The 13,680-nt window shown below is 50.1% G+C and carries 11 protein-coding genes; 7 read left to right on the plus strand and 4 right to left on the minus strand.

The window, feature by feature from the left end:
• The first annotated feature begins 6 nt into the window (after positions 1 to 6).
• The gene (locus G614_RS0105190) at positions 7 to 1,641 is read left to right on the plus strand and encodes a GH3 family domain-containing protein (RefSeq protein ID WP_027641100.1); all 1,635 of its coding nucleotides are present in this window, start codon (positions 7 to 9) and stop codon (positions 1,639 to 1,641) included.
• Between the two features lie 14 nt (positions 1,642 to 1,655).
• Complete coding sequence (locus G614_RS0105195) at positions 1,656 to 4,220, plus strand: HD domain-containing phosphohydrolase (protein ID WP_027641101.1); 2,565 nt, start codon at positions 1,656 to 1,658, stop codon at positions 4,218 to 4,220.
• A gap of 91 nt (positions 4,221 to 4,311) precedes the next feature.
• Here the strand turns inward: G614_RS0105195 and G614_RS29720 are convergent, their stop codons facing one another.
• Positions 4,312 to 4,641: a branched-chain amino acid transporter permease gene (locus tag G614_RS29720; protein WP_027641102.1), complete on the minus strand. Its 330-nt coding sequence runs from the start codon at positions 4,639 to 4,641 to the stop codon at positions 4,312 to 4,314.
• 3 nt (positions 4,642 to 4,644) lie between these two features.
• Positions 4,645 to 5,346, minus strand: a complete 702-nt coding sequence (locus G614_RS0105205) for an AzlC family ABC transporter permease (RefSeq protein WP_027641103.1) — start codon at positions 5,344 to 5,346, stop codon at positions 4,645 to 4,647.
• Positions 5,347 to 5,517: 171 nt separating this feature from the next.
• Here G614_RS0105205 and G614_RS0105210 point away from each other — a divergent pair, with 171 nt between their 5' ends.
• On the plus strand, positions 5,518 to 7,212 hold the full coding sequence (locus tag G614_RS0105210) for a glutamine--tRNA ligase/YqeY domain fusion protein (protein WP_027641104.1): 1,695 nt from the start codon (positions 5,518 to 5,520) through the stop codon (positions 7,210 to 7,212).
• A 152-nt stretch (positions 7,213 to 7,364) separates the two neighbouring features.
• Here G614_RS0105210 and G614_RS0105215 read toward each other — a convergent pair whose 3' ends face one another.
• On the minus strand, positions 7,365 to 7,835 hold the full coding sequence (locus G614_RS0105215; protein ID WP_027641105.1) for a hypothetical protein: 471 nt from the start codon (positions 7,833 to 7,835) through the stop codon (positions 7,365 to 7,367).
• 258 nt (positions 7,836 to 8,093) lie between these two features.
• On the opposite strand from G614_RS0105215, the gene G614_RS0105220 reads away from it, so the two are divergent.
• Together G614_RS0105220 and G614_RS0105225 are read left to right on the plus strand one after the other, a co-directional pair.
• Positions 8,094 to 9,497 carry a PLP-dependent aminotransferase family protein gene (locus G614_RS0105220; RefSeq protein ID WP_027641106.1) on the plus strand — a complete coding sequence of 468 codons (1,404 nt, stop codon included), beginning with the start codon at positions 8,094 to 8,096 and terminating at the stop codon, positions 9,495 to 9,497.
• Between the two features lie 93 nt (positions 9,498 to 9,590).
• Complete coding sequence (locus tag G614_RS0105225) at positions 9,591 to 10,541, plus strand: hypothetical protein (RefSeq protein WP_027641107.1); 951 nt, start codon at positions 9,591 to 9,593, stop codon at positions 10,539 to 10,541.
• Positions 10,542 to 10,665: 124 nt separating this feature from the next.
• On the opposite strand, the gene G614_RS0105230 is transcribed toward G614_RS0105225, so the two are convergent.
• Positions 10,666 to 11,325, minus strand: a complete 660-nt coding sequence (locus G614_RS0105230) for a hypothetical protein (protein WP_027641108.1) — start codon at positions 11,323 to 11,325, stop codon at positions 10,666 to 10,668.
• 230 nt (positions 11,326 to 11,555) lie between these two features.
• Here G614_RS0105230 and G614_RS0105235 point away from each other — a divergent pair, with 230 nt between their 5' ends.
• Together G614_RS0105235 and groL are read left to right on the plus strand one after the other, a co-directional pair.
• Positions 11,556 to 11,840, plus strand: a complete 285-nt coding sequence (locus tag G614_RS0105235) for a co-chaperone GroES (protein ID WP_002565271.1) — start codon at positions 11,556 to 11,558, stop codon at positions 11,838 to 11,840.
• 43 nt (positions 11,841 to 11,883) lie between these two features.
• Positions 11,884 to 13,506 carry a chaperonin GroEL gene (gene groL / locus G614_RS0105240; protein ID WP_027641109.1) on the plus strand — a complete coding sequence of 541 codons (1,623 nt, stop codon included), beginning with the start codon at positions 11,884 to 11,886 and terminating at the stop codon, positions 13,504 to 13,506.
• The last annotated feature ends 174 nt before the right edge of the window (positions 13,507 to 13,680 follow it).

Consider the following 13,680-nt stretch of genomic DNA (forward strand, 5'->3'; position numbering starts at 1 on the left):
ATCGGAATGACATTTGAGGAAAAGCTGACCAATCAGGAATATGACAGGATATGGCAGGAATACTGCGGATTTCTGGACCTGGATATGGAGTCTTATATGAAAATCCAGAGAAGGCTTTTGGAGGAGCAGATTGGACTTTGGTGCGCAAGTCCTCTTGGAAAGAAGATTCTAAAGGATAAGAGGCCGGAGAACATAGATGAGTTCCGGGCCATGGTACCTTTGACTACCTACGAAGATTATGCTGATGTCCTTCTTTTGAAGAAGGAGGACATGCTTCCTGATAAACCGATCATATGGATACAGACCACATGGGAGGGCGGCAAGCATCCCATAAAGGTGGCGCCCTACACCAGCGGCATGCTGCAAACCTACAAGAATAATATCCTGACCTGCCTGATGATGGCTGCCAGCAAGGGCAGGGGAAGCTTTGACATCGAAATCGGCGATACATTTTTGTATGGCCTGGCGCCTTTGCCCTATATCACGGGTTTGATTCCACTGGGATTGGCGGACGAGCTCCACATAGAGTTCCTTCCTCCGGTGGACGAGGCCGTGAACATGACCTTTTCCGAGCGGAATAAGAAGGGGTTCAAGATGGGGCTGGGGAAGGGGATTGATTTCTTCTTCGGCATGGGCAGCGTTGCTTATTATGTGAGCATGAGCATTGCCAGCCTGTCCGAGGGCGGTAAGAAGGGCGGGTCTTTCCTTAAAAAGATGTTCACCATGCCCCCCGCTATGACACTGCGGTACCTTAAGGCTAAGAAACAGTGTGAGAAGGCGGGGCGGGGACTGATGCCTAAGGACCTTTTCAAACTGAAGGGATTTTTGTGTGCTGGAACAGATAACCGCTGCTATAAAGATGACTTGGAGGAACTGTGGGGCATCAGGCCCGTGGAAGTGTTTGCAGGGACAGAACCCAGTTTTATCGGGACAGAGACATGGAACCGCAACGGACTGTACTTCTTCCCGGATGCATGCTTCTATGAATTCATACCGGAAACGGAAATGTACAAGAATCTGGATGATCCCTCCTATGTTCCCGGGACCATATGTATGGATGAGGTGGCAGCCGGAGAAGTATATGAGATTGTTCTTACTGTGTTGAAAGGCGGGGCATTTGCCCGGTATCGGGTGGGGGATGTCTACCGCTGTCTGGGACTTACCAGCAAGGAGGATGAGACGCGGATTCCCAGGTTTGAGTACATCGACCGGGTGCCGGATATTATTGATATTGCCGGTTTTACAAGGATTTCGGAAAATTCCATTAAGAATGTTATCAGCCTTTCGGGAATCGATGTGACGGACTGGGCAGCACTGAAGGAGTTTACCGAGGACAGGGGGAGACCTTATCTCCATATGTACGTGGAACTGGCGCCTGGCTGCGTGGTGAACAGGGCCGTAAGCCGGGAACTTCTGAAGGAACACCTGACCATTTATTTTAAATACGTGGACCAGGATTACCATGATTTGAAACGGATACTGGGTATGGACCCGCTGGAGATAACCATTCTGCGGTGCGGCACCTTTGCTTCCTATCGGGAAAAGACCGGAAAGACACTGAGGCATATCAACCCATCCATCCATGATATACAGGAAATGATAAAGATGCAGACGGCTTTTAACGGGCACAGGAGATACTAGGAGATACTGATTGTATGAGAAGCTATGTTTTTATATCCATAACAGCTTTATATTTCTATACCTTTCTTATGCTGGCTTTTATGTCGGCTAAGAAATCACGGCTGATTCGTGATTTTATCGCTGTGTTGGGCGCCATGATTCTGTGGACCGGCGGCTCTCTTTTGATGAGGCTTCGGGCCTGGCCGTCCTATGAGCTGTGGTTCCATCTTTCGCTGGCAGGAATCAGTCTGGTGCCATGTGCGTTTTTCTGCTTTATCAGGGATTTCTGCGGCCATAAGGCGAAAAGCTCCCACAGAATGTGGCTGGTGCTCATCCTTCTGGTGAATCTCTATAACATATGGACAGAAAACCTGGTCCAGCCGCCCGCCATCGTGTGGAACGGGGCCAGTGCCGTGTTTGTCTATCATATGGACTGGCGTGCCAGCATTATGTACGGACTCTGCTTCCTGGTAATCATACATACGGCCGCCATCATTTGGAGCAGCCGGAAAAACAGGGCCCTTAAGGCTAAAGTGGTTCCGCTGCTGTCAGGCATATTTCTGCTTTTTGCAGGCAATATGGCTGTGCCGCTGTTCAATGAATTTCCCATTGATATCCTGTCAGGGGTGCTGAATGCAGGGGTGATGTTCTATACGCTTTATTCCAGGCACGTGTTCCGTATGACCATGCTGGTGTCCAGAGGGAACTGCTACATCATTGCCATGGCAGTAAGCGCCCTGGCCTTTTACAATGTGGCCCAGACCCTGGACGGCATCATCCGCAGGGATGTGCCAATGCTGGCGTCTTTCAGCGTCATGATTGTGGCTACTATGACCATGATGGTCACCCTGCTGATTTACATTGTGGCCAAGGGATTTTTTGACCGGATTTTCATTAAGGAAGAGGTGAGCCAGACAGAACGGCTCAGCGAATATACGGCCATTGTGTCCCAATCCCTCAGACTGACTGAAATCCTCAATGCTCTGGTGAACGTCATAGGAAGCACCCTGCACACAAGGAAGATTTATATTTGTATCAAGGATTCACAGGGGAATTATCCGGCTGTGTTCAGCAGCAGTCCCCTGGATGACAAGAATTTTTCTCTGGCAGGCAGTGCGCCGCTCATCAACTGGCTTAAAAGCCATGACTCCTGTCTGCTGCTTAAGGATTTCCGCAGGACCGTGGAATACAAGTCCATGTGGGAGGAAGAAAAATACCAGATGGAGGTCCTTAAGATTGAGTGTATCCTGCCTCTTAAGGACGGGGACGACATGGCCGGACTGGTGCTTATGGGGGGCAAGGAGAAGCGGGGAAAGATGCGTGCCGGGGGGTATTCCGAGGAGGACATCATATTCCTTAACTCCATTGAATCCGTAAGCTCCATTGCGGTAAAGAATTCCAGGCTCTACGAAAAGGCATATGCGGAAGCCAGGACAGATGAGCTTACCGGACTATTGAACCGGAAATATTTCTGCGAGACACTGGAGGAAAATTACGAAAAATGTAAGCGCACCTCCCTGGCCCTTGTCATCTTCAACGTGGATGATTTTAAGCTGTACAACCAGCTTTACGGCAATCATGAGGGAGATAAGGCACTGGTGTATATTGCGCGTATCATACAGGGAACCGTGGGGGATAACGGTTACTGCGGACGTTACAGCGGCAAGGAATTTGCCGTCATTCTGCCTGATTATGATATCTATTCAGCGCAGAATCTGGCTGAGAACATTTCACGGCAGATTCAGAACATGAATCTGGATTGTACGGATACTTACTTAAAGCCGCTGACTGTCAGCTGCGGAATCTGTGCGGCTCCGTACGCGGCCGCGTCCACGAATGAGCTCATATCCAATGCAGACTGTGCGGTATACCATGTGAAGCGTTCCGGAAAGAACGGAATCCGGGTATACTCAGACGGTATCATCGGAGTGAGGGATACGGATGAGGGACTGGCAAAGAAGCACCGAAGCATGTATTCCGAGTATGCTCCCACCATCTACGCCCTGACAGCTGCCATCGACGCAAAAGACCACTATACATTCCAGCATTCCAAGAATGTGGCCTATTATGCTCATGCCATGGGGCAGGCCCTGAAAACCAGCGAGGAATACCAGGAGATTCTTAAGGAGTCAGCCCTGCTTCACGATATCGGGAAAATCGGGATACCGGAAAACATCCTGAACAAAACCGTAAAATTGACGGACGAGGAGTACAGCACCATGAAACGCCACGTGGAGGCATCCGTGGAAATCATACGCCACCTTCCATCCATGGATTACGTTATCCCCGCTGTCCTGGGACACCATGAGCGGTATGACGGAAGGGGATACCCCAGGCGCATCGCAGGAAAGGATATTCCTCTGGCAGCCAGAATCCTTTGCATTGCAGATTCCTTTGACGCTATGGTATCCAAGCGCAGCTATAAGCCCAGCATGTCAGTGGAATTCGCGGTCAATGAGCTGGAACGGGGCGCGGGAACACAGTTTGATCCGGAGCTGGTGCCGGTATTTATCGGCCTGGTGAAGGATGGAATTATCATGCCTGTGCTGAATGAAGGGAGCGGCGTTTGCGACAGGGAGTCGGAAGGGACGGATGCATGATTTTGCGAAGTATATTCAGACTGCCGGAGGCCGCCGGCAGGGTACGCCCAGAACATTGGCAGGGTACGGACAGAACATGGTCAGAGCATCATCAGAATACCATCTGCACCAGCAGCATGTAGCATACCGTCCCCAGCGCGATGCTGGCAAGGGTATTGCCCTTCCAGAGGTGGAGTCCCACCACCACGGCAACGGATATGAGCTCCGGCAGGCCATAGGGGTAGGCCAGCGGTGTGATTCCCTTCAGGCAGTAGACCACCAGCACGGCCATGATGGCGGCCGGGAGGATGGTCCCCAGGTAGCGGACCAGCCCGGGGACTTCCTTTTTACCGCCGAAGAGGAGGAAGGGAAGCCATCGGGTAACCTGGGTGCACAGAGCGCAAATAAGTATGGTAATTAGTACATAATTTGATTGGGTCATGGTTTAATCCTCCTCCATTTTCTGTTCCACAGTCCTGCGCAGGAACAGCAGCATGGCTGCGGCAGCTGCCAGGGCAGGCAGGATAAAGTTGGAAGAGCGGATGAGCACCAGAAACAGTGCGCCGCATATAAAACCGGTGACAGCCGGTATATGGGTCTTTGCCGCCTTCCACTGGTCCGCACATATTACCACGAACAGGGCGGTCATGGCAAAATCAATGCCTGTGGTGTCAAAGGTAATCAGCTCACCCATAAGGGCGCCCAGCACCGACCCGGCTATCCAGTAGCACTGGTCGAAAAACGCGGTAAAGAAAGTGGCTGCCTTCCATTCCCTGTCCGTAAAGTCGGACGGACGAGCCATGGAACATAACAGGGAATAAGTTTCATCCGTCAGGGAAAATACCATGTAAGGATAGGATTTTCTCATTTCCTTGAAACGCCCGATGAAGGTGAGCCCGTAAAATGCATGGCGGCTGTTGATAAACAGGGTCATGACAGCCGTGGTCACATAGCTTAAGCCGCCGGTGAGGATGCCCACCAGGGCAAACTGCATGGAACCCGCATAGACCAGGGTACTGATGAGAAAGGCCCAGAACACACCCAAACCGGATTTCTGTAACAGGAGTCCAAAGGCGATTCCTAAGAATATGTAGCCCAGAAATATGGGGAGGGTCTTTATCAGGGCGAATTTTGCTGCTTTTTCCATGGTTTGGTAAATCTCCTCATAATTGTACATAATTTAGCACACTAATATAGTATAGCAGACATGGGACAGGATTTCCACTGCAAAGTGTATTTTCCCCTTTCACTGATAGAAGAATTGTGTTATGATTAATAATTATATTTATCACAATAGCAACGTAACGGAGGAACAATTATGGCAGACAAGGATACCGTAATGGAAACTGAGGAAAAGGAGGTGGTCTCCAGGAATTTCATCGAACAGGAGATTGACAAGGACCTGGCAGAGGGCGTTTATAACCATGTCCAGACCCGTTTCCCGCCGGAGCCAAACGGTTATTTGCATATCGGACATGCCAAGTCCATCTTACTGAACTACGGCCTGGCACAGAAGTACGGCGGCAAGTTCAACCTGCGTTTTGACGATACAAACCCCACAAAGGAAAAGACTGAATTCGTGGAGTCCATCATGGATGATGTGAAGTGGCTGGGCGCTGATTTCGAGGACAGGCTTTTCTTTGCGTCCAATTATTTTGACCAGATGTACGAGTGTGCCGTGTTCCTGATTAAGAAGGGAAAGGCGTTTGTCTGTGACCTGACAGCTGACCAAATCAGGGAGTACAGGGGGGATTTCACTACACCCGGCAAGGAGAGTCCTTACAGGAACCGTTCCGTGGAGGAGAATCTTGCCCTGTTTGAGGATATGAAGGAGGGAAAGTACCAGGACGGGGAGAAGGTGCTGAGAGCCAAGATCGATATGGCTTCCCCTAATATCAACATGAGGGACCCGGTTATATACCGCGTTGCCCGCATGTCCCACCATAACACAGGCGATAAGTGGTGCATCTATCCCATGTATGATTTCGCCCATCCCATTGAGGATGCCATTGAACACATCACCCATTCCATCTGCACCCTGGAATTTGAGGACCACAGGCCTCTCTATGACTGGGTGGTAAAGGAGTGCGAGTTTGAGAATCCGCCCCGCCAGATTGAGTTCGCCAAGCTGTATCTGACCAATGTGATAACCGGCAAACGCTATATCAAGAAGCTGGTGGAGGATAAAATCGTGGACGGCTGGGACGACCCGCGTCTGGTGTCCATCGCGGCTCTGAGAAGAAGGGGATATACACCGGAGGCCATCAAGATGTTCGTGGAGATGGTTGGCGTATCCAAGGCCAACAGCTCCGTGGACTACGCCATGCTGGAATACTGTATCCGCGAGGACTTAAAGCTTAAGAAGCCCCGTATGATGGCTATTCTGAATCCGGTGAAGCTGGTCATTGACAATTATCCGGAAGGCCAGGTGGAGATGCTGGATGTTCCCAACAATCTGGAGAATCCGGAGCTGGGAGACAGGAAGGTGCCATTTGGGCGGGAGCTTTATATTGAACGGGAGGATTTCATGGAAGAGCCTCCGAAAAAGTATTTCCGCATGTTCCCTGGCAATGAGGTACGCCTGATGGGAGCATATTTCGTGAAGTGTACAGGATGTGAGAAGGATGCTGACGGCAACATCACCGTGGTTCACGGCACCTATGACCCGGAGACAAAGAGCGGTTCCGGTTTTGAGGGACGCAAAGTAAAGGGAACCATCCACTGGGTGGCTGTTCCCACCGCAAGGCAGGTGGAATGCCGCCTTTATGAGAACATTGTGGACGAGGAGAAGGGCAAGCTGAATGAAGACGGCAGCCTGAACTTAAATCCAAATTCCCTGGTTGTGTTAAAGGAGTGCTACGTGGAGCCGGCCCTGGCAGAGGGAAAGGCCTATGACAGCTATCAGTTTGTGCGCAACGGTTTCTTCTGCGTGGACTGCAAGGACAGCACACCTGAGAAGCCGGTGTTTAACCGGATTGTATCCTTAAAGAGCTCATTCAAGCTTCCTAAATAGGGATGAATCATAAGGGAATGGAACAGATAAAACAGGACAATCATCAATGAGATAAAGAAAATGCCGGGGAACCTGATGGAAAAGGTCCCCGGCCTTTGTTATGACTGCGGCTCATGCTTCATCCGGTGATGAAACACCTTATAATATGTCTTTTAATAATACCGGCAGGATATGAAGTGGTACTTGAAAAGCTCGTAGAGAAAACGTATGCCGATGATGACATACATGGCCGTGCCTGCTGCAAACAAAGCCATGAAGAATACATAGAGCCCCACATACATGCTGATTCTGGAGGCTGCGATAAGGCCAAGGCATAGATAGGTGAACTTGAAAACCTTGCGCTCCAGACGGTGTACCGGTATGCGGAATACCCGCTTGATGATGGATACCAGGGACACTATGAACAGCGGATAAAGCGCATCCACAGACAGGGCTGCAAGGAGCTGGTACCATTCCGGAAGGTCCCTTCCCGTGCTGTGTCTCTCTATGGCTGTAAATACCAGGATGTGTACAGACACGGTCAGCAGCACAACGGCCGCAGCCCCTATGAAACAGCGGAAAGCCAGTGAATGTTCTTTTTTGGGAGATAGTTTCTTTAACATATTCAGAGTCTGTGCGCTCATGTCCATCCATCCTTTCTCAACTGATTTTATTGGGTTCTCTTCCTACTTTTATTATAATTCCATACCGTGATGATTACAATGTACAAATCAGAAAAAGAGTTTATTTTCATGAAATAATCTTTGCATTTTTCATTAATAGCACAAATTAACTGAATAAATATGAAAACATATTGACATATCTTCGGCAGACTGGTATGATTAAAATGTTTATTTAAAATATAAATGATAATGCCAGTTTGTGGCAGGAAGGGGTCGAAGATGGAACTGATAGTACCCTTTGACAGCCAGTCGGACAGTCCTCTCTATGAACAGATTTACCAGTACATAAAAAATGAAATCCGCCAGGGAAAGCTGGAGGCGGGAAGCCGTCTGCCTTCCACCCGCATACTGGCCAGGAACCTGAGGCTGAGCCGCAGTACCACCCAGATGGCCTATGACCAGCTGCTGTCCGAAGGTTATATCGAGGCACTGCCATGCAGAGGTTATTTTGTCTGTAAGATAGAGGAACTGGTGGAAGTACGGCAAAAGGGAGGAGGCTCTTTCGTAGAGCCGGGAGACACCGGAAGGGACCGTTACGAGGTGGATTTTTCTCCCAGAGGAATTGATCTGGACAGTTTTCCCTTTAATACGTGGAGGAAAATCAGCAGGAATACACTGGTGGATGATAATAAGGAGATGTTTGCGGCAGGGGACCCTCAGGGAGAGAGGGCTCTCAGGACTGCCATAGGAGATTACCTCCATTCTGCCAGAGGGGTGGACTGCAGGCCGGAGCAGATTCTCATTGGCGCAGGAAGCGAATATCTGCTGATGCTTCTGTCCCAGATTTTGGGAAACGGCAGGAAAATTGCCATGGAAAACCCAACATACAAGCAGGCCTACAGAGTGCTTAAGGGGGAGGGATACCCTGTGATTCCCGTGGACATGGACCGATACGGAATGGATGTGGAGCGCCTTGCCCAAAGCAGCGCGGATGTGGCATATGTGATGCCTTCCCATCAGTATCCCACAGGGATTGTCATGCCTGTGAAGCGGCGGCAGGAGCTGCTGTCCTGGGCTTACAGCGGTGCAGACCGGTATCTGATTGAGGACGACTATGACAGTGAATTCCGATACAAGGGAAAGCCCATTCCCGCGCTGCAGGGCATGGACCGGGGCGGCCGTGTGATTTATATGGGAACATTTTCCAAGTCCATAGCCCCGGCTATCCGTGTGGGCTTCATGGTGCTGCCGGAGCATTTGCTGGAGGCATACCGGGAAAGGGCCGGTTTCTATCTTTCCACGGTGTCCAGGATTGACCAGAACATTCTCTATCAGTTTATAACCCAGGGATATTATGAGAGACATTTAAACCGGATGAGGGCGCTGTACAAGGGAAAACATGATGCGCTGATGGCCGGGCTTAAGGAACTGGAGGACTGGTTCTTAATCAGGGGGGAATATGCAGGGCTGCATGTGCTGCTGACCCACCGGCAGGGGGAGGCAGAGGAAAGCCTGGTGGCCCGTGCGGCTGCCCTGGGAGTGAAGGTCTACGGAATATCGGGATGTTTTATACAGCCGGAGGAAAACCTGTTTGGCTCAACCGTGATGCTGGGATATGCCAGTCTCAGCGAGGAGGAAATCCAAAAAGGCACTAAACTGCTGGCAAAGGCCTGGTCGTTTTAAGCTGCTGCATGGATTTTTAAGGCATAAAGCATGGTGTGTCTGACGGATAATGTATGAAATAATAGAAAAATAACAGGAAAGGAATGGTATGCCATGAAGGGCAGAAACGATACATGGACAGATATGGCTGCTGCCGCTGCTTTTGCAGTGGTACTGGGAATCAGCGCCTTCTGGGGACAGCGTGACAGGGCCTATGACCAGGGCCATGGCCAGGCGGGCAGTGCCTATGGCCGGATGTATGACCAGGCAGGTCCGGCGGGTGAAAATGGAAATTTCGTGGGGAAGGCTGATGCTTATCCAGGTACCGCAGGGGCTGCACAGGCGGCAGAGGGCGCAGAGGAGGACCCAGCCCGGACGGGAGGGGAAGAAGCAGAGATACTCCCGGATGTGACAGAAGCCCAGAAGGCGGTTCTGGACGAAATCATGGAGGCATTAGAGGCACAGGATTTGGAGGCTGCCGCGCGGGTCATGGACAGCGGTGAGGAGGAGCTTCTAACGCTGTTTTATGAGGTCATGGATGGAGTGCGGTATCTCTATGACGGCCAGTCATTCAGCCAGTCCATGGAGGGTGAGGGGCTGGTGCTCACCATGCCTAAGACCCTGTATTACGGCACCTTTAAGGACGGCAAGCCGGAAGGGGATTGTACGGCCCTTCAGGTGGTTGAACTGGATGCACCCAGGTATGATTACTCCCAGGGATTGTGGAAGGATGGAAAGATGGAGGGCGAGGGCCATACAGGATACTGCTATTATGAGAACAGCCCGGAGGGGGAAGCCAGGGATGTGTGCAAGACCGGGAGATTTTCCGGTGACAGGCTGGACGGTAAGGTAACCTATACCACCCTGAACCAGGAAGGAGAGACATCCACCTGGAAGCTGGAAGTAAAGGACGGTATGGTACAGATGGATGACCGTTGGATTCATATAGAAGAGCGTGGGGAGTATCAGCTTATGTCCGAGGAGGATGACAGCCACGCCTATATCATGGACGAGAAGCTGGCTGGCCAGCCTGTATGGATTAACCTTCTGGCCTGGGAGGAATAAAAGAAGAATAAAAGGATGAATGAAACACAGAATAAAATGTAAAAAACAGAAAAGCTCAGGGAACACGGAACCATCATGTTCCCTGAGTTTTTCTGGATATCTCACATGGTCTTAAACCGCTGTGTTATTCCAGCGTATCCTCCTCGATGACGGCGGTAGAGTGGCCTGCTTCCGGTTTCTCAGGTTCCCCGCTGCTGTCATGGTAATCATCTTCCGTAAGAACTCCTGAATCATAGGAGGAACTGCCGTCCATGCGGCGGTAATCATAGAGGTCGTCCTCGTCCACATAGTCGTCGTCCAGGAAGCCCTCATCTTCGAACAAATCAGAATCATCATCCTTATCCCTGGAGTGCTCATCCATGAAATCCGCTTTCTTGGACTTTACGGTCTGCAGTGCAATCTGAGCCGTGTCCACGGCAGCGGAAACCGCCTCGTGGGCAGTGTCCGATAACAGGCTTCCGGCATCCTTAAGGACATTCTTCGTTGCCTGGGCCATATCTTTGGCAGCCACCTTGAATTCGTCCTTGCTGGAGGAAAGAGAGATATAATTGCGGTCCAGGCTGCGTGCATCAATGGTGCGCTCCGTGCCGTCCTCATCGGTTCTGTCCTCGCCGCCATCCTCGAATTCCCGAAAATCCTTTTCCAGCTCCCTGTGGTATGTCTTATACTGAAGTACGTAGGAAACGCCGGCGGCCACAGCACCGGTCACTGCTGCAAATGCTACGAATTTACCCCAACCTTTCTTTGCCATGCCAAAAACCCCTTTCTTGTAATGGTGATGCATAAAAGCTCCCCTATGGGTCATATTATGCCTTATTGTTATTATTGTAATACGAATGGAAAAAAAAAGAAACAGCTAATTGTAAAAAAACAATAAAATTAAAAGAAATTAGCACTCAACTATTGACAGTGCTAATAACTGGTGATATAACATATCATGTGAGCAAAAGAAAGCAGTAAGGAAATAAAATCAAAAAGGAAAAAACAGAATATCGTGCAAGGAGGAATTCAATCATGAAGTTAGTACCATTGTTTGACAAGGTAGTGTTAAAGCAGTTAGTTGCAGAAGAGACAACGAAATCCGGCATCGTCCTTCCAGGCGCAGCCAAGGAGAAGCCACAGCAGGCAGAGGTCATTGCGGTTGGACCAGGCGGAGTTATTGACGGCAAGGAAGTAACCATGCAGGTTAAGGCAGGCGACAAGGTAATCTACTCCAAGTACTCAGGAACAGAGGTAGAGATTGAGGATGAGAAGTACGTTATCGTAAAGCAGAACGATATCCTGGCAGTTGTTGAATAATTAATAAAACAGTAGAACATAGAATATTGGAGGTTGATGAAAGATGGCAAAGCAGATTAAGTATGGTGTAGAAGCCCGCAAGGCACTGGAAGCAGGCGTTAACCAGTTAGCAGATACAGTACGTGTTACCCTTGGACCGAAGGGACGCAACGTTGTTCTGGATAAGTCCTTTGGCGCTCCGTTAATTACAAACGACGGTGTTACCATTGCAAAGGAAATCGAGCTGCAGGATCCATATGAGAACATGGGCGCACAGCTGATTAAGGAAGTTGCTTCAAAGACCAACGATGTGGCCGGAGACGGTACCACCACAGCAACTGTTCTGGCTCAGGCCATGGTAAACGAAGGCATGAAGAACCTGGCAGCAGGCGCAAACCCAATCGTCCTGAGAAAGGGTATGAAGAAGGCTACGGACGCGGCTGTGGAAGCTATCAAGAGGATGAGCAAGCCAATCAACGGCAAGGAGCAGATTGCAAGGGTAGCAGCCATCTCTGCTTCCGATGATGAAGTAGGAACCATGGTAGCAGACGCTATGGAGAAGGTTTCCAAGGACGGCGTCATCACCATTGAAGAATCCAAGACAATGAAGACAGAGCTTGACCTGGTTGAAGGTATGCAGTTCGACAGAGGTTACCTGTCCGCTTATATGTGCACGGATATGGATAAGATGGAAGCTAACTTAGACGACCCATACGTGCTGATTACTGATAAGAAGATTTCCAACATCCAGGATCTGCTTCCTCTGCTGGAGCAGGTAGTTAAGATGGGCGCAAGACTTCTCATCATTGCTGAGGATGTGGAAGGCGAAGCACTGACCACCCTGATTGTAAACAAGCTGAGAGGCACATTCAACGTAGTGGCTGTGAAGGCTCCTGGCTACGGCGACAGAAGGAAAGAGATGCTGCAGGATATCGCTATCCTGACAGGCGGCACTGTTATCTCCGAGGAACTGGGTCTGGATTTGAAGGATGCAACCATGGAGCAGTTAGGACGTGCAAAGTCCGTTAAGGTTCAGAAAGAGAACACCATCATCGTTGACGGCATGGGCGACAAGGATGCCATTTCAGCAAGGGTATCCCAGATTCGCAAGCAGATTGAGGAGACCACCTCTGACTTTGACAGGGAGAAGCTGCAGGAGCGTCTGGCTAAGCTGGCAGGCGGCGTAGCCGTTATCCGTGTTGGCGCTGCAACCGAGACAGAGATGAAGGAAGCTAAGCTTCGCATGGAAGATGCGCTGAACGCTACTAGAGCAGCTGTTGAGGAAGGCATCATCGCAGGCGGCGGTTCTGCTTATGTACACGCAGCTGAGGAAGTAAAGAGTGTTGTTGACGGACTGGAAGGCGATGAGAAGACCGGCGCAAGAATCATCTTAAAGGCTCTGGAAGCTCCTCTGTTCCACATCGTAGCCAACGCAGGACTGGAAGGCTCGGTTATTGTAAATAAGGTAAAAGAGTCCTCTGTAGGCAATGGCTTTGACGCTTACAAGGAAGAGTATGTGGATATGATTGAAGCTGGCATCCTGGACCCTGTAAAGGTTACAAGAAGCGCACTTCAGAACGCAACCAGCGTTGCTTCCACACTGCTGACAACAGAGACTGTTGTTGCCAACATCAAGGAGCCGGCTCCAGCAGGCCCGGCAGCACCTGATATGGGCGGAATGTATTAATCCGCAGGGTACGATATTTGATTGATGAAGTATAATAAGGATGGGACACAGCACAGGAATATGTGTGCTGCTGTCCCATCTTTTTTGTATTATAGGAAAGTCCTTGCTGAAACGAAGTTATGTAAACTAATGATTCTGCCAAAGGAGGGTATAGAAAACAGACGGTGGTTTAGA

The organism is [Clostridium] clostridioforme AGR2157 (assembly GCF_000424325.1).
GTDB lineage: Bacteria > Bacillota > Clostridia > Lachnospirales > Lachnospiraceae > Enterocloster > Enterocloster clostridioformis_A.